Below are 24,526 nucleotides of genomic sequence, written 5' to 3' on the forward strand. Positions count from 1 at the left end.
CGGACGACTATTCTGCCGGAACACCAACCTCGCGGACCGAACGCATCCAGAACCGTGCCATCAGCAAAACTGCGGCGCAGGCAAGGCCCAGCACGAGGCCCAGCCAGATGCCGATCCCGTCCATGCCCTGCACGAAGCCAAAGTAGTACGAGGCCGGTATCCCCACGACCCAGTAACTGAGCCCGGCCATCACCATCGGTATCTTGGCATCCTGCAACCCGCGCAGCAGGCCCAGCGCAATCACCTGCGCACCGTCCACCAGCTGGAACAGCGCAGCCATGGCCAGCAGCCCGGTACCGATAGCCAGAATCTGTGGGCGTTGCGGATCGTCGCCTTCCATGAACAGTGAAATCAGCGGTTCGGCACAGGTCAGGAACAGGATAACCGTGAACACCGATACCACCAATGACATGCCCGTCACCGCAATCGCGCCCTTTTCCAGATGCGGCCGGTCCCTGCGACCCAAAGCGTTCCCCGCCCGGATCGTCGCCGCATTGGACAGGCCCAGATGCACCATGAACGTGGCCGAGGCCAGGTTCAGCGCGATCCCATGCGCCGCCAGCGGCACCTGCCCCAGCCAGCCCATCATGATCGCCGACATGGCAAACAGGCTGACCTCGGCCAGCGTGGTCAGGCCGATGGGCACGCCAAGGCGCAGGACACTGAAAAAGAACTCCCAATCGGGGCGCCAGAAGCGTTGGAACAGGCTGTGTTCCGGCAACACACGCACCGCGTAAATGACGACAAAAACCAGCGACACAATCTGCGTCACGACCGAGGCGATGGCAGCCCCCATGACCCCCAACTCGGGTGCGCCCCAGTTACCGAAGATCAGCGCATAGTTCGTCACCGCGTTCACCAGTGCGGCAGCAACTGTGATCCACAGAACGATCTGCGTCCGCTCAAGCGCGGCCAGATAGGATTTAAGGACCATGACCAATAGCGCCGGGAACAGGCCCCACCCCGCGACACGCAGGTATTGTGACGCAGTTTCAGCAACTTGCGGGTCTTGCTTCAAGGAAATGAGGATGGGCTGAGACCACCACAACAGCGGCATCATCAGCGTCGCGTAGATCAGCGACAGCCACAGCCCCATCCGGGTCGAACGGCGAATGCTGGTCTCATCTTCTTCGGCGGCGGCCGTTGCCACCATGGGCATCACCGCCCAGCCAAACCCGGCCCCGAACAGGAACAGCACGAAGTAATAGCTGCTGGCCAGTGTCACGGCGGCCAGCGCCTCGACCCCGTACCAGCCCAGCATGACCGTGTCGGTCAGGCCGATCGCGAACTGCGCCAGATGCCCGCCGATCAGCGGAAAGCCCAGCACGGCAATGGCCTGAAAATGGCCGCGATATGTCATCACCTTGTTCATCCCATCAGCCTTATGCCCGGCCAAAGGCCGGGACAAGAGGGGATGAGTGAAATTTCAGGTTGAGACTATATGTGCGCGGCCATTGGCTTAGCAGTTCACGGCGTTTCCGGGTGCAGGGTATTGCCCAGAATATGCTCGGACCGGTGGATCACGTGATGGGCCTGCCCCACGATCAGAGGATCAGGTTGCTCCACGATATCGTGATCCTTGTCGGGGTAGTCCAGCGTCGACAGGAAGTGGCGCATACAGTTCAGACGGGCGCGTTTCTTGTCGTTCGACTTGACGATGGTCCAGGGTGCATCGGCGGTGTCGGTGTAGAAGAACATCGCCTCTTTCGCCTCGGTATAGTCGTCCCATTTGTTGAGGCTGGCCTTGTCGATCGGCGACAGCTTCCACTGTTTCAGCGGGTCGGTCTCGCGGTTTTTGAACCGGCGCTGCTGTTCGGTCTGCGTTACCGAGAACCAGTATTTGTAAAGCTGAATGCCCGAGCGGACCAGCATCCGCTCCAGTTCGGGCGTCTGGCGCATGAACTCGAGGTATTCGTTGGGCGAACAAAAGCCCATGACCCGCTCAACGCCTGCGCGGTTGTACCACGAGCGGTCGTAGAACACCATTTCCCCAACCGTCGGAAGCTCTTGAACATAGCGCTGGTAGTACCACTGGCCCTTCTCTTCCCAGGTCGGTTTGTTCAGCGCTACGACCCGCGCCTGACGGGGGTTCAGGTGCTCCATGAACCGTTTGATCGTGCCACCCTTGCCTGCTGCGTCACGGCCTTCGAACAGCAGAACGAACCGCTGACCGGTTTCCTGCGCCCACAACTGAACTTTCAGCAATTCGGCCTGCAGTTCGGCCTTTTGCGCCTCATAGGATTTACGCGCCATCTTGCGGCCATAGGGGTATTTGCCACTTTCAAACGCCTGCCGAATTTTCTCGGGGCTGGGCTGAGACGGCGCGGTTTTCGATGTTGGGGAGATTTTGACGGGGGATTTTGTTTCTTCGATTTTTACAACAGCTTCCATTCAGTTCATCCTTTTTCACTATCCGCAGACACGGCTAGCAGAAGACGCTGTTTTTCGCTTTGATTGGCGTCAAATTGATGCGCGAAAAACCCCTCAATTCGAGGAGAAAGAGAAAGGTCACAGTGAACACAGACATCATCGACCTGAACGGCCAGTCCTTCTTTCTGCGGCGCTGGGGCAAGCCCGACCTGCCGCCCTTGCTGATGTTGCACGGCTTTCCCGAATATGGAGGGGCATGGAGTGATCTGGCCCCGCATCTGGCCAACCATTTTCATTGCATCGCGCCGGATCAGCGCGGCTATGGGCAAAGCTGGTGCCCCGAGGGTGTGGGGAATTACGCAGTGTCTCAGCTGGTCTCGGACATGGCAGCGCTGATTGAACAGCTTGAAAGCCCGATTTGCGTACTTGGCCACGACTGGGGCGCGTCTGTGGCTTATGGGCTGGCCATGTTCCGCCCCGATCTGGTCGGCCGCCTGATCATCGCAAACGGTGTCCACCCGGTACCGTTTCAACGGGCCATGGCCGCCGGAGGGGCGCAATCCGAGGCGTCACAATACATCAATGCCCTGCGTGCGCCGGATGCCGCAGTGCATTTCTCGGCTGACAATTTCGCAAGGCTCGAACAGTTCTTTCGCTTTGGCATGGGGGTCGACTGGCTGTTCGAGGCACGTATGCAGGACTATCGCACCGAATGGGCCCGGCCCGGTCGGCTTGAGGCGATGCTGAACTGGTACCGCGCCTCCCCTCTGGTCGTCGCCAAGCCCGGAGAGCCACGCACCAATCTGCCCGAATTGCCACTGGACCGCCTGATGGTCCGTTGTCCGCACCTGCTTCTGTGGGGACCAGATGACAAGGCCCTGCTGCCTGAGGCCACGGAGGGGTTGGAAGAGTTCGCACCCAACCTGACCCGCGTCGACATCCCAGACACCGACCACTGGCTGCACCATCAGAAACCCAAGGCCGTCGCACGGGCCATTCTGGACTGGCTTGCGAATTGACGGCCTACTTGTGCCCCCAATCCTCGGGATCGTCCGAGTTATTCGGGGACAGGCCCAGAATGTCGCCCTCGGTCGAACAGCCCAATCCCAGAACCGTCCGGTTCGCATAGGCAAAGTAAGCGCAAACCTGATTGATCTCGAGAATCTCGCCGTCGTCCCAGCCAGCATCCCGCAGGACCTGAATATCCGCCTTAACCATTTCCGCCGGAGACTCGGTCAGCTTGCGCGCATAGGTCATCGCCGCCATCTGAGCCTCGTCCAACGGAGCGGTGCTCAGCGTTTCCGTCTCAATCGCGGTGCGGATTGCGCGGCCCCGATCCGGATCTTTCAGCAAGCGTTGCAGCCCGCTGAAATGGTGCTCGACACAATACCCGCATTGATTCAGCGAACTGACCCAGACGCCCAGGACCTCAAGAAACCACTTTGGCACCTTGTTGGCCGAATGGTGCAGGACGTTCTTGTACAGCGCCATGTGACCTTCCATTGAATGCGGCCGCAAGGAATGCGCCATCATAATGTTGTCGACATTGTCGCCCGGCCCCGTGACCCGTTCATACAGCTTTCGCAGCTTGCCGCTGGCCTGGTCGAATGGAACAGTCTTGATCCAGCTCATGCGGTTTCCCTTCTTGTTGTCGCAGCGTCCCCACTCCGGCTTCGCCCCAACCATCGACAAGACGAAACTGGATTGGCCAACCATGTCAGGCTAAGCTTATGGAAGGCAAGGGGGAGTATCTAATGGAAATGGCGGAAAAAACTGTCGCGAACTGGTATGCCAATCACCCGATTTCTGCACCGCATATTCTGACCAAGCTGAAGAACCTCCGTGGTTCGCTGGAGGGTTTGACGCCGCAGGACCTCTACCCCTATGACCAGGACCACTATGACGGGCTCGAGGCAAATGCCCGGTTGGCCGACAAGGCCCATATGAACGCGGGGGGCAGTGTTCTGGATGTCTGTGCCGGGCTGTGCGGCCCCGCGCGCTGGTACGTATCCGAGCGCGGCGTTCAGGTGACCGGTGTCGACATCAGCCCCAACCGTGTCGACGGCGCGCAAGAGCTGAATACGTTGGTCGGACTTCAGGACCGAATTCACCCCGTTCTGGCCAGTGCGATGGACTTGCCCTTCGAGGATGAACAGTTCGACGCCGCCGTCAGTCAGGAATCCTTCTTGCACATCCCCGACAAACCAAAAGCCCTGCATGAGGTGTTTCGCGTTCTACGCCCCGGTGGCCGCTTTGCCTTTACCGATTGGGTGATGCATACACCTTTGCCTGACGATGAAATGGAGCAATACCGTCAACGTTTTGCCTGCCACTCTTTGCTGAGCATTCCCGAATACGAATCCAAGCTGCGGCAAGCTGGATTCGAGATCATTTCGGCCGACGATATCACCGGACCCTGGGGCGATATTCTGGCGCGGCGGCTCAGTATGTATCAGACCCTGGACGCCGAGGCAGAACGCGCGGGCAACCCCTCCAAGGGGGATGAATTCCTGAAGATGTATGCGAAATTTGTTAGCGACGTGCAGCAACACCGCATCGGCGGCGTGCGTCTGACCGCTGAAAAACCTCAATAAACCTTTGACAATTCAGGTGACCGGCACCTACTAAGCCAGCCTGTCACAAACCTTAATTGCAAGAAGGCGGTTCGATCGATGATAGATTTGCATCTGACGACGCCGTCCTTTTGTGACGCACACGCGGTCATTTCCTGACGGTTCTGACTGACTGCGACGCCTTTGTCCCGGCGACACCTTATCCCCGATTTTGCCCAATATCCCTGCCTTGAAGGCGGGGTAAAGCACTAGGTGACTACCATGCAGATTAACGAACTGCTCAATGACTATGTATATGAAATAGAAAATTTTCTGCCCGCCGACATCTGTGATCGCTGGATCGCGGATCTCGAAACTGCGGGATTTGAACCCGCGTTGATCAATGGCGTGAACGGTGCCACCCGCCGCCCGGACATTCGAAACAATGACCGCCTGATCCGCGATGACGCGGAAACAGCACAAGCCTTATGGCAAAGCGTGCAGCCCTTTGCGCCGGTGAGCTTTCGAAAGCGGGTAGCCGTGGGGCTGAACGAACGTCTTCGGTTCTACCGCTATGACGCGGGGCAAATGTTTGACTGGCATCAGGACGGGTATTTCGAACGACCCAATGGTGAGCGCAGCTTGTTCACTTTCATGGTCTACCTGAACGATGGATTCGAAGGTGGTGGCACCTCGTTTTGCGATATCTATGCGGGCCGGTCATTCCCCGACTTCTGCGTAACGCCGAAAAAAGGGGCAGCCCTGTTGTTCTATCATCCGATCATGTATCGGGGTGATCCGGTTCTGTCCGGCCAAAAATACGTAATGCGTACCGACATTATGTATTCGCCCAAGAAGCAATAATAATCCGGGCGCGTGGTGCCCCGTATGGATCGCAGTTGTCCACAACACCTCGCGCCCCTCTTCCCCCTGACCACATCACCTGCCATAATGGACCCCAACCTATAAACAAGAGCAGCACCGATGCCCGACGATCTGTTGACGCCCAGCGCGACCGCCACCTACGACGCCTCCTCGATTGAGGTGCTTGAAGGGCTGGAGCCGGTCCGAAAACGCCCCGGTATGTATATCGGCGGCACGGATGAGCGCGCGCTGCACCATATGGTGGCCGAAATCCTCGACAACTCGATGGACGAAGCGGTTGCTGGTCACGCCAACCGGATCGAGGTCGAGCTGCACGCAGATTACGCCCTGACCGTGCGTGACAACGGGCGCGGTATTCCAATCGACCCGCATCCCAAGTTTCCGGACAAGTCAGCGCTTGAGGTGATACTCTGCACCCTGCACGCGGGCGGTAAATTCTCGGGCAAGGCCTATCAGACCTCGGGCGGCCTGCACGGCGTGGGTGCCTCGGTGGTGAATGCCCTGTCGGATTCGATGGTCGTACAGGTGGCGCGGGACAAAACGCTGTTCGAACAGCGCTTCTCGCGCGGTGTTCCGTTGGGCCCGGTCGAGAAAATCGGCGCGGCCCCCAACCGACGCGGCACGACAGTGACCTTCCACGCGGACGAGGAAATCTTCGGCCATCACCGCTTCAAACCGGCGCGGCTGTTCAAATCGATCCGCTCCAAGGCTTACCTGTTCTCGGGCGTCGAAATCCGCTGGAAATCCCACATCGACGACGGCGAAACCCCGACCGAGGCCAGCTTTCACTTCCCCGGCGGTCTGTCGGACTACCTGAAAGAGACGATGAACGGCTCCTCGACCTATGCCGAGCAGCCCTTTGCCGGAACCGTGGACTTCAACGAGAAATTCGGCACCCCCGGCAAGGTCGAATGGGCGATCAACTGGACCCCATCGCGCGACGGGTTCATCCAGTCCTACTGTAACACAGTCCCCACCCCCGAAGGTGGTACCCATGTGGCGGGTTTCTGGGCGGCGGTTCTCAAAGGCATCAAGGCCTATGGCGAACTGATCAACAACAAAAAGGCTGGTCAGATCACCCGCGACGACCTGATGACCGGCGGCTGCGCTCTGGTGTCCTGTTTCATCAGCGAGCCGGAATTCGTCGGCCAGACCAAAGACCGTCTGGCCACGGTCGAGGCGCAGCGACTGGTCGAAAACTCGGTCCGCGACCATTTCGACAACTGGCTGGCCGCGGACACGAAATCCGCCGGTGCGATCCTCGACTTCCTCATCCTGCGGGCCGAAGAACGCCTGCGCCGTAGGGCCGAGAAGGAAACACAACGCAAGTCCGCCACTAAGAAACTTCGTCTTCCCGGCAAGCTGGTGGACTGCTCTAGTTCAACACGCGACGGCACCGAATTATTCATCGTCGAGGGTGACTCGGCGGGTGGGTCCGCCAAGATGGGCCGTGATCGCAAGACACAGGCGCTGCTGCCCCTGCGCGGCAAAATCCTGAACGTGCTGGGTGCGGCCAGTTCGAAACTGGGCACCAATGCCGAGATCAACGACCTGACCCAGGCGCTGGGCGTGGGGCTTGGCACCAAGTTCAACGTCGACGATCTGCGCTATGACAAGGTCATCATCATGACCGACGCGGATGTGGACGGGGCGCATATCGCGTCCTTGCTGATGACGTTCTTCTTTACCCAGATGCGGCCGATGATCGACGCGGGCCACCTGTACCTCGCCTGCCCGCCCCTCTACCGCCTGACCCAAGGCGCGAAACGCGTCTATTGTCTGGACGAGGCCGAGCGCGATGAGTGGCTTGAGAAAGGTCTGGGCGGCAAGGGCAAGATCGACGTCTCCCGCTTCAAGGGTCTGGGCGAAATGGACGCCAAGGACCTGAAAGAAACCACGATGGACCCCGCGTCCCGCAAACTGATCCGCGTCACCATCGACGAGGACGAACCCGGCGAGACCGGCGATCTGGTCGAGCGCCTGATGGGAAAAAAACCCGAACTGCGGTTCCAATACATTCAGGAAAACGCGCGGTTTGTTGAGGAGTTGGATGTGTGAAACGACCTTAAGTCGCTAGTAGATGCCCCAAGAATCCAAAATGAGCGCCAAGCAAGAAATCCGAACAATCAATCGGACCATAGCTTTTTTCAGTGCATTTTGGGTATTGACTGTAATCTGGGTCCTGTTCTTTCCAGACCTATTTCCTTCCACCGGCATTTCGCTTTCCAAAGCGTACCTTTTTATCATTGCTTGGTGGCCAGCGGCTTTGTTGCTGCATCTAGCTAAAAAGAGTGTGGACAAATGCCAATGAAGCAAACGTTCCGTTATTCAGCGAGACCTACTCCAATTGTTAATGGCGATCTGGTCGAGCGTCTGATGGGCAAAAAACCCGAACTGCGGTTTCACTACATTCACGAGAACACGCGGTTTGTGGAGGAGTTGGATGTTTGAATTCATTAGGCGCGAAACGCGTCTTTTGGCTTTAAGGCGTAGCCTTAAAAGACGAGCACCTTCCCAGTTTTCTTATAGTTCCACTAATAACTACTATGTTCCCACGCTTTGGCGAGGAGATACCGAACAATCTGTTTTGGTGGACGAGATAACTGGGTGTTCGATAGTCGGCCGACTTTGGGTAGGTGATGAATTTTCAGAGTCCATTAGAATTCCAATCGAAGAGTTACCCGAATGGGAAATAAAGATAACGCGCTTTTTTGGGTTTGTTCGCAAAGATTTTGAAACAACATCACAATTTATTTCTGGAGAACTCACGTTTGCTACCGAGCGCGCCTGGATACATGAAAAACTCTTTCAGTCTTTGTACAATGCGACGCTCAGGTACCGCGATGATCGAATTGCGGTACTCAAAAAAATTGTAGAATTGCACTACACTCGGGCTCTGAATGGAGTGCCTATACTCTACGAAGCCAAGAAAAGGTCCATAACTCAATTGGAAACCGACCACTTTGGTCAACGAATTTACGGTCATCCTAAACATGATCAGATTTCAGCACAGTTTCGCTTACTTATTGAATCTCTTGTAAGTTCCGGTGACCTTGAGAAAGTCGGGCGCCATGAATTTAAACTATCTGCTCAGGCACTAGTTACTATTGCGAACTACGCCCAAGAGGAACGCCGTCACAAAGACAATGTACGACAAAATCGAATGCTGTTTTGGATCACCGTAGCAATAGCGTTAGCCACTGCTGCGCAAGCTTATTCAGTTTGGCAATCAGGGATATGACTGAAACCCTCGCGCCCGGCCCGAGGGTGGGTGCGGAACGCGCCCTCTCATGGGGTGGGTCGGACGCGTGCATGATGCTTTGCATTATGCATTTGGTGGACAGCGCGAGACCGCCCAGCAATCGCCACCCAAACACTCCCCTTGCCTAACCCGTTGATCTCGTTCACACTTACCCTCAAACCGTCATTTAAGAACGACATTTGAGGTTCCGAGCGTCCAAGGCCGAATAAGACCAACAGATATTCGAACGGGAGGACGACATGAAAACATTAACCCTCGGGCTGGCCTTCGCGCTGCTGGCCACACAAGCGCCTGCGCAGCAGACGCTCAGCTTTGCATCGCCCATTCCGGACGGGGCCGAGACCAAGTTTTGCTATTACAAGGGCATGGCCTATTCCGAGGACGCCTTTGTTCTGCTGGTGGGCGACAACACCGTCACCTCCACGGTCAGCACCATTCAGGAACGCCTGCTGCGTTGCCACCGAGAAAGCGACGGCACCCTGAAATGGAAACCGCAAAGCACGTTTTCGACCAGCAACTGACCGCTTGGGGTGGGCGGTCTAGCCCACCTTATCCTCCAGCCAGTCCGCGATCTGCGCGGCGGGCTTTTCCCAGCCGGGCTCCATGAACAGGAAATGCGCGTGGTCTGCGACGGGCATGAAGGTCGCACGGTCTCCGTACAGGTCAGCCAGCGCGCGGCAGGTGTTGGGGTTCACGGCCCGGTCCTCGGTGCCCGAGACGATCAGAACCGGGCAGTCGACCTTGTCGATCTCGACTTTCATCGCGTGGTGGTCGTCGAACATCCAGAAGAACATCTCGAACATCACCCGCCCGCTTTCGGCACCCAGCCGGTCGAACACCGCGTGCTGCTGCGCCTCGGGCATTTTATTCAGCGCAAAGGGGGCCATCAGGTCGAACTCGACCCGCATGGGCAGTTTCCAGAACGCCCCACCCTCCATCAGCGCGCGCGGGATGGCGCGTTCGTCGTCGGTTTCCGGCAGAGTCCCCCAAGGCCTATTCGGGTTGATCAGAACAATGGCGCTGGCCAACCCACGAGATGCCACCTGCTGCGCCACCACCCCCGCGATAGCGTGACCGAACAGCACGGGTTTGCTGTCCAGCCCCTGCACGAAATCCGCGATGTCATTGGAGTAATCTATGACGCTGGTATCGGTCAGGCCAGGATCGGGTTCGGCCTTGGGGTCGCCCCCGTGATAGCGCAGCGCCGGGGTATGCACTGTCCAGCCGCGTTCGCGGAAGAAACCGGCGTAATCTTCCATACACCACGGCCCGGCGAAGGCCCCGTGGATCAGTACAATCTCTTTGGTCATGAAAATCTCCCTCACCTCTGATCAGTATGAGAGGTGAGGGATACGTTCGGCAAGCCTGTTACAGTGCAGCCTTGAACAGCGTGGTCAGGTTGCCCTCGGTCAGTTCGATCGGGTTGCCGCCGCAGGACGGGTCGATGATCGCGCCTTTGACCAGTTCGGGGATCGCGGCCTCGGTCACGCCCAGATCGGACAGTTTGCGCGGGATGCCCAGCGAGTCGTTGAACCCTTGCACAAAGGCGCGGAAGCCGTCGAAGCCCCCGTTGATGTTCAGATAGGCGGCTGCGGATTGAAAACGGTCCGCGATGGCGGGCGCATTGAAATCCAGCACCGAGGGCATACAGACCGCGTTTGTGGTGCCGTGATGAGTGTTGAACACCGCGCCGACGGGATGGCTCATGGCGTGGATCGCGCCGAGGCCTTTCTGGAAGGCAGTCGCGCCCATTGCCGCCGCGCTCATCATCTGGGCGCGGGCTTCGATGTCGGTTCCGTCGGCATAGGCGCGCGGCAGGTACTCCATCACCAAACGCATCCCCTCCAGCGCGATGCCCTGACTCATTGGGTGGTAATGAGGGCTGGAGAACGCCTCGACACAATGCGCAAAGGCATCCAGACCGGTGCCTGCGGTGATGAATTTGGGCATCCCCACGGTCAGTTCCGGGTCGCAGATGACAACCGTTGGCAGCACTTTCGGGTGGAAGATGATCTTCTTGGCGTGCGTTTCGGAATTGGTGATGACGCTGGCGCGGCCCACCTCGGACCCGGTGCCGGCGGTGGTCGGCACCGCGATAATCGGGGCGATGGCATCGGCGTCCGCTCGGGTCCACCAATCGCCGATATCCTCGAAATCCCAAACAGGGCGCGTCTGACCGGCCATGAAGGCAACCATCTTGCCCAAATCCAGCCCCGAGCCACCACCGAACGCGATCACCCCATCGTGGCCGCCCGCCTTATAGGCCGCGACACCCGCGTCGAGGTTCATTTCATTCGGATTCGGGTCCACATCGCTGAACAACCCGCGCCCCAGACCGGCGGCTTCCATGATGTCCAGTGTCGCCGTAGTGATCGGCAGATCGGCCAGGCCTTTATCAGTAACCAACAAGGGACGCTTCATCCCGGCTGCTTCGCAGGCTTCGGGCAGTTCCTTGATACGCCCCGGCCCAAATTTGATCGCGGTCGGATACGACCAGTTTCCAACGAGTGACATGTCAGGTTTCCTTTGTCATTTTAGGCCTGCTCTGGCGAGGGGGTCTGTCCAGAGCAGGCCAGTGTCCTCAGCCCGTGACCTTTTTCAGGTGGTAGGATTTGGGACGTGTCAGGTTGTGATAGCCGATGACGGACAAACCGCCGCCGCGCCCGGTGTTCTTGCAACCGGTCCAGCAGAGACCGGGGTCAAGATAGTCGGCGCGGTTCATGAACACGGTGCCGGTCTCGATTTGATCACCTACCCGCGCCGCACGGTCCACATCACGGGTCCAGAGGCTGGCGGTCAGACCGAACTCGCTGTCATTCATCAGCGCGATGGCTTCCTCGTCCGAGGACACTTTCATGATGCCCACGACCGGACCAAAGCTCTCATCCCGCATCACGCGCATATCATGGGTCACATTGGTCAGGATCTGCGGCGTCAGGTAAGCACCGCCATCATCCTCTGGGAATGTCTCGATATGGGCCACCGCTCCGGCTGCGACAGCCTCGGCAATCTGCGCACGCACCTCGTCCGCAAACCGCACATTGGCCATCGGGCCGATCGTCGTCTCAGCGTCCAGAGGGTTGCCCAGTTTGTATCCTTTCACGACCGCAACTGCCTTGGCGACGAAATCGTCATAGAGGCTTTCGTGAACGTAGATCCGCTCGATCCCGCAGCAGCACTGACCCGAGTTGAACATGGCCCCGTCAATCAGAGTATCGACCGCAGCATCCAGATCGGCGTCGTCCATCACATAGCCGGGGTCCTTGCCGCCCAACTCGGTCCCAACGCCGGTAAAGGTGCCTGCCGCGGCGCGCTCCATCGCCTGACCACCGCCGACCGAGCCCGTGAAGTTCACGAAGTCAAACGCATTGCCTGCGATCAGGTCATTTGTCACGTCGTGGCTCAGGAACACGTTCTGGAACACGTCTTCTGGCACGCCCGCCGAATGGAAGGCCTGCGCCATGCGCTCACCTACCAGCAAAGTCTGTGTGGCATGTTTCAGGATCACTGTATTCCCTGCAATCAGCGCCGGGGCCACCGTGTTGATCGCGGTCATGTAGGGGTAATTCCAGGGCGCCACCACAAACACCACCCCATGCGGGATGCGCTTGATATAGCGCTTGAAAGTCTCATCTTCGCCCACCGTGATATCGGCCAGCGAAGCCTCGGCAATCTCGGCCATATGGCTGGCGCGCTCGTTGAACCCACCAAACTCACCTCCATAGCGTATCGGGCGACCCATCATATGCGCCAGCTCTGGGACGATCTCGTCATTCATCGCGCCCACTGCGGCCACAGCCGCCATCACAAGATCAATGCGCTCCTGCAATGGCCGCGCCGCCCACGCCGACTGCGCCGCATGCGCCCGGCCTGCAACCTCAAACGCCGCGTCACGAGACAACACCTCCCGCTCTGCAAAAACCGATCCATCAATCGGTGAGACACATTTCAACATCTGCCCCATATCCACTCCATTTCCGAAAGAAACAGGATCCCTGCTTCATCTGGCCAAAAATATCCCGGGGGTCTGGGGGCAGAGCCCCCAGCCTAGCCCAACCTTATGCCCGCTCGAACCCGCGAGCGATTTCCCAATCCGTCACCACGCGCTCGAACTCCTCGACCTCAACCTCTGCCGCTCGTGCGTAGTGATCGACAACTTCGTCCCCCATTGCCGCGCGCAGCATGGTCGAGCCAAGCAGCGCCTCGCGCGCTTCGCGCAGGGTGCCGGGGATCATCCCTGTGTCGCCCTGATAAACGTCTCCCGTGGCCGCTGGCTGCAACTCCAGCCTCTCTTCAATCCCGGCAATCCCGGCGGCCAGCATTCCGGCCATCGCCAGATAGGGGTTCATGTCCGACCCCGGAATCCGGCATTCGACCCGCACGGCCTTTGTCCCGTCACCGCACAGACGGAAGCCCGCCGTACGATTATCCACCGACCAGATGATCCGCGTCGGCGCAAAGGTGCCCTTCATGAACCGCTTATAGCTGTTGATATAGGGTGCCATGAAATAGGTGTAGTCGGGGGCGTATTTCAGCAGCCCGGCCATGTAGCTTTTCATCAGCGCCGACATGCCCAACTCATCCGACTTGTCGTAAAACGCCGGTTGCCCGTCCTTCCACAGCGACTGATGCACGTGCGAGGAACTGCCCACCTTGTCATGGTGCCATTTCGGCAGGAAAGTCGCGGCGTGACCGTGCTGCCAGGCGATCTCTTTCACCGCGTTCTTGGCGATCGAGTGATACTCGGCTGTCTCCATCGCACCGGCGTATTTGATGTTCAGCTCTTCCTGCCCGGTTTCGGCTTCGCCCTTTGAATTCTCGACCGGAATACCCGCGTTCCACAGGTGATTGCGGATCGGGCGCATCACGTGCTCTTCCTTGGTGGTCTGCAGGATGTGGTAATCCTCGTTGTATCCCGAGATCGGCTCCAGATCGCGGAAGCCTTCCTTGCGGATTTGATCAAAGCTCTTTTCGAACAGAAAGAACTCCAACTCGGTGGCGCACATGGCGTCATAGCCCATGGCCTTCAGGCGGTTGACCTGTTTTTTCAGGATCGAGCGCGGCGCATGGGGCACCTCTTCATGCGTATGATGATCCAGCACGTCGCACATCACCATCGCTGTGCCTTCCAGCCACGGCACCGGGCGCAGAGTACTGAGGTCCGGCTTCATGACATAGTCACCATAGCCCCGTTTCCAACTGGTGGCCGCATAGCCATCGGGGGTCGCCATCTCAAGGTCAGTGGCCAGCAGGTAATTGCAGCAATGGGTCTCTTGCCACGCGCCCGCCACGAAATGCCCGGCATGGAACCGCTTGCCCATCAAGCGACCCTGCATGTCGATCATGCAGACCAGCACGGTATCCACCTCGCCTGCGTCGACCTTGGCTTTCAGATCGTCCAAACGCGCCTCATTACCCATCCCGTTCATCCTCTGTTACCTTCCGAGACCCTGGTCTCGTGCTCCCTTTCACGGCCATCAGTCGTCGGCCGCGTTCTTTTCCATTTCCATCACCAGACGCGTCTCAAGAACCTGTCCGCTCTTGTAGAGGATCGGATAGGCGACAGCCGCGATGTGGCCGTGCAGGTCGCGCATGGCGCGCAACGTCTCAAGATGCAGATCACTGGACTGGAAGCTCTCGGTCTGACCCCGCTCCAGCCGTTTAAGATGCGCCTTGCGGCTATCGCGCGACATCCGTTTGACCTCGGCCTTGTCCAGCACCAGACGACGGGCGCAGTCCATGTCATCGACCAGCAGCACGTGACGAGCCAGTGAAAAGCTCTCCAGAATGGTGGCGTGCAGATCCGTCAGCTCTTTCCACCCCTGCGCGGAAAACTCGGCGCGTTCGGTGTGTTTGATCTGGGCTGTGCGGGTCATGCGGTTGGAAACCACATCGCCTGCCGCCTCAAGCCGGATGGCGTATTCCACCAGACCGCGCGCCGCCTTGATCTGCGCCTTGTTCATGTTCTGCCGCGGCATCCGCGCGACAAAGCGGCGGATTTCGGTAAGCTGCGCGTTCACCCTCTCATCCTGCTGCCACAGGGCAGAGATGGCGTCGCTGTCATCCTGTTCATAAATATCCAGCACCGGGCGGAACATGCGTTCAACCTGCGTGACCATCTGCAACAGCTCATGCCGGACCGAGGACATCGCCACATTCGCCCCCGATGCGCTGGGATCGCCCAGCGGGCTGAGCGCATCCGTGAACTGATCCATGACGCTTGCCTCGGCCTTCGGTTCGGGCAGCAGCAGGGCCATTGGGCGCTCCATCCAGTTCACGAAACCAGTGGCCAGCACAAAGACGGTCAGGTTGAACCCGATATGCGCCAGGATCAGCGACTGCCCTGCCCCGGCGACCATCAGCGCCTCGTGCGCGCCGCTGACGTTGACCGCGATCAGCATCACCAACGCCGCACTGCCACGCAGCAGCAGGTTGGCCCAGGGAATGCGCCGGGCCGCGATGGTCAAGTCACGCGTCAGCCAGATCGGGATGAAGGCCGAGCCCAGATTGGCCCCCAGCACCAGCGACAACCCGGCGGCAAATGGGATCGCCCCGATCTGCACCAGAGTCACGCACATCAGGATGGTCGCGACCGAGCTGTGCATGACAAAGGCCAGCACGGCACCCACGATGAAGGCACTGAAATAATCGTTTTCCAAATAACCCGCGATCGCCGGCAAAAAGGCGCTTTCCCGGATCGGATCGACCGCATCGCGCAAAAACTGCAGCGAGACCAGAATGAAGGCGATGCCCAGAACGATCCGCCCGATCAGCCGCACGTTGGCCCGGTCGGACTTCAGGTACAGCCAACCACCCAGCGCCAGCAGCACCGGTTGCAACCATCCCAGATCATAGGACAGCACTTGAATGATCAGGGCTGACCCCAGATCGGCGCCCAGCACCCCGGCCAGCGCAAGGCCAAAGGTAACCATCCCCGCCGCTGCAAATCCGGTCAGCAGAACCGTCACCGCGGCCGAGCTTTGCAGGATCGTGGCCAGGACCATACCGGCCCCACCCGCAACAAATGTGTTCGAGTGTCGCGTAAGGATCGACTGAAACAGCGCGCCAAAGCGCCGTTCAATCCCCGTGCGCACCAGCCGCACGGCGAACAGCAGCAACATGGTTGCTGCAAAAATCTCGATCAAAAAGCCTGCGATTGCCATCCGTTCACGCCCCCTCGGTCCGGGTCGCACAACCGCACGCCCGGAGTTTTGTTTTCTGTGTCTGAACGGATACTAGCATTCGCAACGTTGTTTCCCGTGGTTCGATTCCGGCGCGTGGTATCGCTAACGCGCCGGAATCGGGTCATTTAGCTATAGCGATACGGCCGTCCGGCCTTGAGCATTTCGGCGTTGTAGCGCTTGAAGATATCGACAACCTTCGCCTTGGTTTCGGACTCGGCGGCGATTTCGTCCCAGAACTTGACCGCAGCTTCCTCGACCGTTGCCCATTCTTCGTCCGGGATGGTGGTCAGCTGCATCTTGGTGCCGTTGACGCGCAGGTTTGCCTCTCCACCCCAATACCACCACTGGCGATAATAGTGCGACTGATCACAGCAAACCTTGAACAGGGTCTGCAGGTCTTCGGGAAGTTCGTTCCAGCGGTCCATATTGGCAAAGAAGTGCCCCGCCCATGCGCCCGACACGTTGTTGGTCAGGAAGTAATTGGTCACGTCGGCCCACCCCACGGTGTAGTCTTCGGTGATGCCCGACCACGCGATACCGTCCAGCTCGCCGGTTTGCACGGCGACCTCGATGTCTTCCCATGGCAGAGTCACGGGAACAACGCCGAACTGGGACAGGAACCGGCCCGCTGTCGGGAAGGTGAAGATGCGCTTGCCCTTCATGTCCGCCAGGCTGTTGATCGGGTCCTTGGTGGCGAAATGGCACGGATCCCATGCACCCGCACTGATGTGTTTCACGCCGACCTTCGAGTATTCCTCGTCCCAGATCTCGTTCAGGCCCCACTGGTTGAACAGAACCGGCACGTCCAGCGAATAGCGCGAGGCAAACGGGAAATACCCTCCAAACACGGTGACTTCGGTGGGCGACGCCATCGAGTCATCGTCCGATTGCACAGCGTCGATGGTGCCTTTCTGCATGGCACGGAACAGCTCACCCGTCGGAACCAGCTGGTCGGCATAGAACAGCTCGATCTGCATCCGGTCGCCGGCGATCTGGTTGAACATCTTGATGGCCGGGTCAATCACGTGCTCGGCCAGAGCCGGGCCCGCATAGGTCTGCATCCGCCATGTAATCGTGCTCTGCGCCAGTGCGGGCGTGGCCAATGGTGCGGCGGCAACGCCCACCCCGGCGGTCTTCAGAAACTTACGTCTTGTCGTCATGTCAATTTCCTCTCCGTTGAAGTTTGCGTGCCCGTTCACGGGGCATTCTTGTTAATTTCCATAAACATAGCCGGGCAACCAAAGGGCTATTTCCGGGAATGTCATTATAATAATCAGGGCCAGCACCATCACGCCGACAAACGGAATGATCGAGCGGTAAATGTCCTTCAACCCGATCTCGGGCGGTGCCATTGCGCGCATCAGGAACAGGTTATAGCCGAAGGGCGGTGTCATATAGGCGATCTGGGTGGTGATCGTATACAGAACCCCATACCAGATCAGGTCGAACCCAAGTGCACCCACCAAGGGCACGTATAGGGGCGCCACGATGACCAGCATCGCCGTGTCGTCCAGAAACGTACCCATGACGATAAAGCTGAGCTGCATCAGGATCAGGATCATCCAGGGCGACAGGCCGAGTTGCTCGGTGAACAGGTTCTCGATGGCTTTCACCGCGCCCAGCCCGTCGAACACGGCGCCAAAGCCCAGCGCGGCCAGAATGATCCACATGAACATGCAGGAAATCGCCAGCGTTTGCTTGGTGCAATCCTCGAAAATCTTCCACGTCATCCGGCGTTTGACGACCGACACGACCAACGCGGTCAGCGCCCCGATGGCCGAGCTTTCCACCAGCGAAGTCCAACCATTCACAAACGGTACCATCATGGCGGCAAAGATGATCAGCGGCAGGGCCCCTGCTCCCAGCAGCCGGATTTTCTCGGACCACGGAACCTCATGCGCGTCTTCCATCGCCGGGCCGAGTTCAGGCTGAATACGGCAACGAATCCAGATGTAGAGGATGAAGAGACCCGCCATCAGCAATCCCGGCAGGATACCGGCCAGCCACAGTTGGCCAACGGGTTGCCGTGCGATCATGGCATAAAGCACCAGCACAACCGATGGCGGCACGAGAATGCCCAGACTCGACCCGGCCTGAATGACCCCGGTCACCATGGTCTTGTCATAGCCCCGCCGCAGCAGTTCCGGCAGCGCAATCGTCGCGCCGATGGCCATCCCGGCCACGCTGAGCCCGTTCATGGCCGAGACCAGCACCATCAACCCGATGGTGCCGATCGCCAGCCCACCGTTCACCGGCCCCATCCACACATGGAACATGCGATACAGGTCATCGGCCAGACGGCTTTCGCTGAGTACATAACCCATGAAGATGAACATCGGCAGCGTCAGTAGCGGGTACCACTTCATCAACTTCATCGCGGCCGAGAACGTGATATCCTGCCCGCCCGTTCCCCACAGCGCCAACGCGGCGATGGTGGCAACCGCACCGATCGCGCCAAAGACGCGCTGGCCGGTGAACAGCATCAGCATCATTAGCGCGAACATGAAGATGGCGATAAATTCCTGGCTCATGCCCGGCTCACCCCGATTTCCTGCCCGTTGATCCGGGCTATGTCTTTGAAGAATTCCGATATTGCCTGCAGCAGCATCAGGAAGAAGCCGAACACCATGATGGCCTTGATCGGCCAGATATAGGGCCGCCACGCGGTCGAAGACCGCTCCAGCCGCCCGATCTCTTCACTGCCGGTAACAAGACCGGCGAAGTACGAGACCGGCTCATCCCCCCAATAGCCAAGGCTGTAGGCCGTCGATCCCAGCCCGCCATAGAACAGCACGCCCAGATACAGGATCAACAGCAGAACCGTGAACGCATCGAACCACGCTTTCTTCTTGTGGCTCCAGTTGTGGTAAAACAGGTCCATCCGCACGTTCGAGCCCAGCTGGATCGAATACGGACCGCCAACGATGTAATAGGTCACCATCGCAAACTGCGCCATTTCCAGCGTCCAGAGCGACGGCAGGAAGAACGTTTTCGAGATCGAGGACCACAGCAAGATCCCCATCATCACGAACAGGCCCCACATCATCACCCGACCGATCCGATAGTTGATCGCATCGACGACCCGTACATATGTCGCCATCACCTTGATCACGCGGCACCCCCTTCCCCGAACCCGGAAAGCGTGTGGTCGATCCACGGCACCAGATACTCGGCCATGGCCTGCTGTTCATCAGGCGTACGGATCAGATCGTTGCGAACCTCAATCATGACGTTCAGCAATCCGTTCGGATAAGCCTGCGCATCCAACGTATGCGCCACCCCGTCTGCAGCGGAATACGGCTCGTTCAGACGGGTCACAAAGGATGGCTGCGCGGGCACTACCCCCATCATCGCCACAGCAAACCTGTCATCGCGACCATGTAGAATACCCAGCTCAACCGAGCGCTGGCGGCCATGAAAAACCGGGGTGAAACTGTGCACAGTCACCATCAACTGCAACGACGGGCGGTGCTGAGCGATCTGACCTGAGACAGCCCGCGTGAAGGGTGCATAGATGTTCTCAACGCGGCTTTGACGCTCCTCCGGCGTCATCAGGGCATTGGCTGGAATGTCGTACTGTTCGCTTTTGAGCGGCATAGCCCCCGGAGCCTCGGGTGGGCGATTGCAGTCATAGACCAGTCGGGAGACCCCCCCATGGACCAGCGGCGCAGAGATCAATCCGGCCATTTGCTGCGCAACGCCCAGCGCGCCCGGGTCCCATGCGATATGGCTTTCCCGCGCTTCGGCCGTCAGACCCATATCGCCCAGAAAAGCCGGAATGCGGCACGAGGCATGTTCGCACACCAGCAGCACCTTAGGTCTGCCGTCCGCCCTATCCGTATGAACAACCGTTCCGAAGTCCAATGTACCGCCCTGCGATTCCGTGAGTGTGGATTGTGGAAAAATTTCCACACGATCCATTCACCTGTCAATAATTTTCCTGTAAAGAATCCATCAGAGCAAGTTGTGGTGAAAAATTTTGCACAATTTGCATAACTGATGCAGGAGGACCCATAGGTGCGGGTAACGGACAGGCTGCTGGCCCATCGGGACAAGATGACCCCGTCTGAACGGCAACTGATCAGCGTCCTGCTGGACGACTACCCCATGGCGGGCCTTGGCAGCATTACCGAGCTGGCCAGCGCGGCATCGGTCTCGACCACAACGGTCGCGCGGATGCTGCAAAAGACCGGGTTTGGCGGCTATCCACAGTTCCAAGCGGCCTTGCGGGGTGAGGTCAAAGAGATGATCTCGGGACCTGCTGCCAAGCGCGACGTCTGGCAGAACGACCTGCCGGAAGAGCATATCCTGAACCGTTATTCCCAGCAGGCGCTGGCCAACCAGAAACGCACCATTGATGAGGTCGACCCCGAGGAGTTCGACAGTTTCTGCAACCTGCTCTGCGATCCCAACCGGCGCATTTTCATCACCGGAGGGCGTATCACCGGCGCGCTGGCGCAGTATCTCTATCTGCACCTGCAGATGATCCGCCCAGATGTGCGGATGCTGCCCTTTGCGGCCTCATGGACCCACGATCTGCTGGATGTGCGCAAGGATGACGTACTGATTGCGCTGGATGTGCGGCGCTATGAGAACTCGACCATGTTGATCGGGCAGCTCTGTCAGGAGCGCGAGGCCGAGATCGTGCTGTTCACCGACCAGTGGCGCTCGCCCATTCACCGGCTGGCCAAACACACATTTGCGGCCCGTATCGCGGTGCCGTCCGCGTGGGATTCGATGGCGTCGATTATGGTGCTGATGGAATGCGTCATCGCCGAGGTGCAAGAACGGTTGTGGGATTCTGTCAAGGAGCGCACCGCTGAACTGGAACAGGCCTTTGACCGCACCAAGCTGTTCCGGAAATTCGGCCAAAGCTCTGGCTCTTAACTACAACTGCCCGTGAGGAGTGTTGCCAGCACGCTGGCAGGTGGTCACTTTGGTGTCATGACATTTGTGACCGAAAACCAGTTACCGCTGCTGATCCTGTTTTTTTTGATCGGGTCCATTGGCACCGCCTTTCTGTTTCGCAAACCGGCGGGGCACCGGGCATGGAAGCTGGCGGATCTTGTCTGGGTCGTTCTGGGTGGTATCGGTGCTCTGGTGGCCGTTCTGGCGGGGCTATATACGTCGGACAGTTCGCGGCTGGATCGGCAGATCGACGTGGCCTATGCGGCATCACTGGCCTTTGATCGCGACGCGGCGCGGTTTCGTCTGCGGTTCTGTGATCCGGCCTATGACCCCGACACCGCCGTATTGTGCGATAGGGTCGAGTTCCTGTCCGCCTCAACCGCCAGCAATGCCGACCTGCCCCTGTTCATCGCCGTGACCAATGAAGTCGCCCCGCTGCAAGGGCTGCATTTCCTGTTCGGGCGACAGGAAAAAGACGAGATGGACCAGATGGCCGCCAAGGCCGACGCTTTCAATATCGACCAGTTTCTGGTCTTCACTACGCTGGACGACAAAACTCAGGCCGCCATCGACAACATGCGTCGCAAAGTACCTGCGATCGCCGGAGATTATCTGATCCTGGCGCAAAGCTATGATGATCTGGTCGAACAGGTTGGTAAGCTGAAGGACGAATGGGAATACCTGCAGGCCAACGCCCATATTCTGGTGCTGCAGATCATTGCCCTGTGTCTGGTCAGCTTTGCCGCGCCGTTCCGTCTGGGTAAATCCGTGGTCGAGCTGCGCACAGCCCTCAGCGCCGATACGCCTGCACCAACTGCTCCGGATCGGCCCCAAGAAAGTACCGGGTCAGAGTCCACAGATTCCGAGCCCCCCGACGCAACCACCCCGTCCGCGCATAGCGGTCCGCACTCGTAACCGCGCGCGTTTTCAACAGGGTGATGCCGGGCAAGGCACGTACCAGCGCCACGTCCTCCATCAGCGGCTGATCCTGGTAACCTCCGACATCCTCATACAAAGAACGCGGCACCAGCAGGCCCTGATCCCCGTAAGGCAGACCAAACACCCGGCTGCGCAGATTGGCCCATCCCGCGACCCAAGTTGGCCCGAACCCTTTTGCCCCAAAGGCCAAACGAAAAGCCGCCGGCTTCCCAGTGGCGAGGTGTTCCCCCACCTCTTTGCTCCAGCCGTCCTGCAATACGGTATCGGCGTGCAGGATCAGCAACCACTCACCTTTGGCCTCGGCACAGCCCCGCCGCAACTGCCCCCCTCGAGAAGGCGCGCCGGTGACGATCTCGGCCCCCGCCTCATCCGCGATTTCAAGCGTCAGATCGGTCGATCCGCCATCGGTGACGATCAACTCGCGGATCAACCCCGTGTGCAGTCCCTCCATCAGCGCTGGCAGGGAGTCCGACAGGGCCTCGCCCGCGTTCAGGGTCGGGATGACGATGCTGATCGGTGCTGGCAAGGCGGATACCCTCTGGTCATGGCGACGGGAACTCCTATATCACGGGACCGAGGGAAATGACGAGGACCACCCATGCCCAATCGCCGTATTCTGCGCCTTAGTGGTTCGGACACTGACAGCTTTCTTCAGGGGCTGGTGACCAATGATATTGCCGGGCTGGACAACGGGTTGGTCTATGCGGCCTTGCTGACCCCTCAGGGCAAGTATCTGGCGGATTTCTTTCTGAAACGCGACGGTGACTCGATCCTGCTGGATGTCGCCGACGAGATCGCCGACGGCTTCGTCAAACGGCTGAGCATGTACAAACTGCGCGCCGATGTTGCGATCGAGGACAGCGGCCTGAACCTGCAGCGCGGCACGGGCCCTGCGCCCGATGGCGCCCTGCCCGACCCGCGCCACACGGATATGGGCTGGCGGGCCTATACTCCCGAAGGCGAAACCGACGACGGCACCGATTGGGACGCCATCCGCGTGCAGCACTGCATCCCGGAAACCGGCATCGAGCTGACGCCCGACAGCTATATCCTTGAATCTGGCTTCGAGGCCCTGAATGGCGTCGATTTCAAAAAAGGCTGCTATGTCGGGCAGGAAGTCACCGCACGGATGAAGCACAAGACCGAATTGCGCAAAGGGCTGCGCAGCGTCAGCGTTGAAGGCTCTGCCCCGGTCGGAACCGAGATCCTTTCTGGCGGCAAACCGGCGGGCACATTGTTCACCCAGTCGAATGGCCAGGGGATCGCCTATCTGCGCCTTGACCGCGCGACCGGCGAAATGCAGGCCGATGGGGCAACGGTCATTCTAACAACGTAACATGTTGCTATTCCAGCACGGCTGAGGTGCCAAGCAGCGCCGCACCGTTTGTACAAGCCCCATGGCGCTGCCACACTGGCGCCAGTTCAAAGACCCGGATGCGTCTATGTTTAAGCTGTACAGAGCGATCTGGCGCGCCAGCGCCGGTCGGCAGATTATCCTTATTATCCTGTCCATCGCCATCGCGGGTCTGGCGGCGGTCCCGCTAGAGTTTCAGCGCGATATCATCAACCACCTCACCTCTGATGACATCAGCACGGAACGGCTGATCTATCTGGGCACAGGCATGATGTCAGTCATCCTGCTGAGCCTCGCCCTGAAATGGTTGCTGGGCTTTCGCGCGGGCACGCTGGGCGAGGACATGATCCGCATGATCCGCCAGCGGCTGCTGGTCCGTGCGTCGGACTTGCATGAAACTGGGGAATCCGTCCGCAAGGGCACAATGACCACCGCCATCTCGGCCGAGGCCGAAGAACTGGGCAAGTTCGCCGGGGGCGCGTTCTCGGACCCTGTGGTGCAGATCGGCACGCTGATCAGCGTGATAGGCTATATCTCGTCAACCCAACCCGGGTTAGGCATGATCGCCCTATCTATGATCGTTCCGCAGATCGTCATCGTGCTGATCTCACAACGCAAGGTGAACATCTTCGTGGCCGAGCGTGTTCGCATTCTGCGCAGCGCCACCGACAAGCTGACGATCGAAGATATCAACGATGTGGCACGCGATGTTGACGCCCAGTTCGACGATATCTTTGAAACCCGGCGTCACATGTTCCTGTGGAAACTGTCAGCGAAATTCCTGCTGAGCGTCATCAACGGCGCGGGTACGGTCGGCGTTCTGATGCTGGGTGGCTATCTGGTTCTGAACGGAAAAACAGATGTCGGCACTGTGGTTGCGGCCACCAGCGGCCTCAGCCGCATTCAGGGCCCAACCGCCTTTCTGATCGCCTTTTACCGGCAAGTCAGCGCCAACCGTATCAAATACGAGTTGATGCTGGAACTCTTCGGTCCCCACCCGGAACGCTATCGGAATCTGAAGATCCGGCATTAAAAAAGACCGCGCGGCGGGTGCCTGCGCGGTCTTTTCTGT

Annotated in this window: 23 protein-coding genes and 1 pseudogene; 11 read left to right on the forward strand and 13 right to left on the reverse strand. The window is 59.0% G+C overall.

Features of this window, described 5'->3' with window-relative positions; genetic code table 11:
• Positions 1-7: 7 nt before the first annotated feature.
• Entirely contained in the window at positions 8-1,372 is a 1,365-nt protein-coding gene (locus GOX88_RS05355) for an MATE family efflux transporter (RefSeq protein ID WP_170400062.1), read from the reverse strand.
• Between the two features lie 95 nt (positions 1,373-1,467).
• Positions 1,468-2,391 (reverse strand): polyphosphate kinase 2, encoded by a 924-nt coding sequence (gene ppk2, locus GOX88_RS05360; protein ID WP_170400064.1) that lies wholly within the window; start codon positions 2,389-2,391, stop codon positions 1,468-1,470.
• Between the two features lie 122 nt (positions 2,392-2,513).
• Here ppk2 and GOX88_RS05365 point away from each other — a divergent pair, with 122 nt between their 5' ends.
• On the forward strand, positions 2,514-3,389 hold the full coding sequence (locus GOX88_RS05365; protein WP_367647751.1) for an alpha/beta fold hydrolase: 876 nt from the start codon (positions 2,514-2,516) through the stop codon (positions 3,387-3,389).
• Between the two features lie 4 nt (positions 3,390-3,393).
• On the opposite strand, the gene GOX88_RS05370 is transcribed toward GOX88_RS05365, so the two are convergent.
• A complete protein-coding gene (locus tag GOX88_RS05370) occupies positions 3,394-4,002 on the reverse strand; it encodes a carboxymuconolactone decarboxylase family protein (RefSeq protein WP_170400067.1) in 609 nt (202 codons plus the stop codon).
• A 128-nt stretch (positions 4,003-4,130) separates the two neighbouring features.
• Between GOX88_RS05370 and GOX88_RS05375 the strand changes: the two genes are divergently transcribed.
• From GOX88_RS05375 to GOX88_RS05400, 6 genes are all read left to right on the forward strand, one after another.
• The gene (locus tag GOX88_RS05375; RefSeq protein ID WP_170400069.1) at positions 4,131-4,964 is read left to right on the forward strand and encodes a class I SAM-dependent methyltransferase; all 834 of its coding nucleotides are present in this window, start codon (positions 4,131-4,133) and stop codon (positions 4,962-4,964) included.
• Between the two features lie 240 nt (positions 4,965-5,204).
• Positions 5,205-5,786 carry a 2OG-Fe(II) oxygenase gene (locus GOX88_RS05380; protein WP_170400071.1) on the forward strand — a complete coding sequence of 194 codons (582 nt, stop codon included), beginning with the start codon at positions 5,205-5,207 and terminating at the stop codon, positions 5,784-5,786.
• A gap of 120 nt (positions 5,787-5,906) precedes the next feature.
• Positions 5,907-7,865 carry a DNA topoisomerase IV subunit B gene (parE, locus tag GOX88_RS05385; protein ID WP_170400073.1) on the forward strand — a complete coding sequence of 653 codons (1,959 nt, stop codon included), beginning with the start codon at positions 5,907-5,909 and terminating at the stop codon, positions 7,863-7,865.
• Between the two features lie 249 nt (positions 7,866-8,114).
• The gene (locus GOX88_RS05390) at positions 8,115-8,258 is read left to right on the forward strand and encodes a hypothetical protein (protein ID WP_170400075.1); all 144 of its coding nucleotides are present in this window, start codon (positions 8,115-8,117) and stop codon (positions 8,256-8,258) included.
• Positions 8,251-9,048: a hypothetical protein gene (locus GOX88_RS05395; RefSeq protein ID WP_170400077.1), complete on the forward strand. Its 798-nt coding sequence runs from the start codon at positions 8,251-8,253 to the stop codon at positions 9,046-9,048. Before GOX88_RS05390 ends, GOX88_RS05395 begins: the two co-directional genes overlap by 8 nt.
• Before the next feature lie 260 nt (positions 9,049-9,308).
• Complete coding sequence (locus GOX88_RS05400) at positions 9,309-9,590, forward strand: hypothetical protein (protein ID WP_170400079.1); 282 nt, start codon at positions 9,309-9,311, stop codon at positions 9,588-9,590.
• A gap of 18 nt (positions 9,591-9,608) precedes the next feature.
• On the opposite strand, the gene GOX88_RS05405 is transcribed toward GOX88_RS05400, so the two are convergent.
• The 9 genes from GOX88_RS05405 to GOX88_RS05445 form a co-directional block, all read right to left on the reverse strand.
• Positions 9,609-10,379, reverse strand: a complete 771-nt coding sequence (locus GOX88_RS05405) for an alpha/beta hydrolase (RefSeq protein ID WP_170400081.1) — start codon at positions 10,377-10,379, stop codon at positions 9,609-9,611.
• A gap of 58 nt (positions 10,380-10,437) precedes the next feature.
• On the reverse strand, positions 10,438-11,583 hold the full coding sequence (locus tag GOX88_RS05410; RefSeq protein WP_170400083.1) for an iron-containing alcohol dehydrogenase: 1,146 nt from the start codon (positions 11,581-11,583) through the stop codon (positions 10,438-10,440).
• A gap of 67 nt (positions 11,584-11,650) precedes the next feature.
• Positions 11,651-13,033, reverse strand: a complete 1,383-nt coding sequence (locus GOX88_RS05415; RefSeq protein WP_170400085.1) for an aldehyde dehydrogenase family protein — start codon at positions 13,031-13,033, stop codon at positions 11,651-11,653.
• A gap of 94 nt (positions 13,034-13,127) precedes the next feature.
• The gene (locus GOX88_RS05420; RefSeq protein ID WP_170400088.1) at positions 13,128-14,489 is read right to left on the reverse strand and encodes a glutamine synthetase family protein; all 1,362 of its coding nucleotides are present in this window, start codon (positions 14,487-14,489) and stop codon (positions 13,128-13,130) included.
• Positions 14,490-14,546: 57 nt separating this feature from the next.
• Complete coding sequence (locus tag GOX88_RS05425) at positions 14,547-16,232, reverse strand: Na/Pi cotransporter family protein (protein ID WP_170400090.1); 1,686 nt, start codon at positions 16,230-16,232, stop codon at positions 14,547-14,549.
• A gap of 146 nt (positions 16,233-16,378) precedes the next feature.
• Entirely contained in the window at positions 16,379-17,413 is a 1,035-nt protein-coding gene (locus tag GOX88_RS05430) for a TRAP transporter substrate-binding protein (RefSeq protein ID WP_170400092.1), read from the reverse strand.
• Between the two features lie 51 nt (positions 17,414-17,464).
• Positions 17,465-18,784: a TRAP transporter large permease gene (locus tag GOX88_RS05435; RefSeq protein WP_170400094.1), complete on the reverse strand. Its 1,320-nt coding sequence runs from the start codon at positions 18,782-18,784 to the stop codon at positions 17,465-17,467.
• Positions 18,781-19,353 (reverse strand): TRAP transporter small permease subunit, encoded by a 573-nt coding sequence (locus tag GOX88_RS05440; protein WP_170400263.1) that lies wholly within the window; start codon positions 19,351-19,353, stop codon positions 18,781-18,783. Before GOX88_RS05440 ends, GOX88_RS05435 begins: the two co-directional genes overlap by 4 nt.
• A gap of 8 nt (positions 19,354-19,361) precedes the next feature.
• Positions 19,362-20,174 (reverse strand): N-formylglutamate amidohydrolase, encoded by an 813-nt coding sequence (locus GOX88_RS05445; protein WP_170400096.1) that lies wholly within the window; start codon positions 20,172-20,174, stop codon positions 19,362-19,364.
• Positions 20,175-20,270: 96 nt separating this feature from the next.
• Here GOX88_RS05445 and GOX88_RS05450 point away from each other — a divergent pair, with 96 nt between their 5' ends.
• Together GOX88_RS05450 and GOX88_RS05455 are read left to right on the forward strand one after the other, a co-directional pair.
• Positions 20,271-21,140, forward strand: coding sequence for a MurR/RpiR family transcriptional regulator (locus GOX88_RS05450; protein WP_170400097.1), 870 nt, complete (start codon positions 20,271-20,273; stop codon positions 21,138-21,140).
• A gap of 57 nt (positions 21,141-21,197) precedes the next feature.
• Positions 21,198-21,944 (forward strand): annotated as a pseudogene (locus GOX88_RS05455) (hypothetical protein); the annotation flags it as partial.
• A gap of 7 nt (positions 21,945-21,951) precedes the next feature.
• Here GOX88_RS05455 and GOX88_RS05460 read toward each other — a convergent pair.
• Positions 21,952-22,626 carry a TIGR04283 family arsenosugar biosynthesis glycosyltransferase gene (locus GOX88_RS05460; protein ID WP_170400099.1) on the reverse strand — a complete coding sequence of 225 codons (675 nt, stop codon included), beginning with the start codon at positions 22,624-22,626 and terminating at the stop codon, positions 21,952-21,954.
• Between the two features lie 72 nt (positions 22,627-22,698).
• On the opposite strand from GOX88_RS05460, the gene ygfZ reads away from it, so the two are divergent.
• Both ygfZ and GOX88_RS05470 read left to right on the forward strand, forming a co-directional pair.
• Complete coding sequence (ygfZ, locus tag GOX88_RS05465; RefSeq protein ID WP_170400101.1) at positions 22,699-23,436, forward strand: CAF17-like 4Fe-4S cluster assembly/insertion protein YgfZ; 738 nt, start codon at positions 22,699-22,701, stop codon at positions 23,434-23,436.
• Between the two features lie 106 nt (positions 23,437-23,542).
• Entirely contained in the window at positions 23,543-24,487 is a 945-nt protein-coding gene (locus tag GOX88_RS05470; protein WP_170400103.1) for an ABC transporter transmembrane domain-containing protein, read from the forward strand.
• Positions 24,488-24,526 lie beyond the last annotated feature (39 nt).

It is taken from the genome of Ruegeria arenilitoris, assembly GCF_013030985.1.
GTDB lineage: Bacteria > Pseudomonadota > Alphaproteobacteria > Rhodobacterales > Rhodobacteraceae > Ruegeria > Ruegeria arenilitoris_B.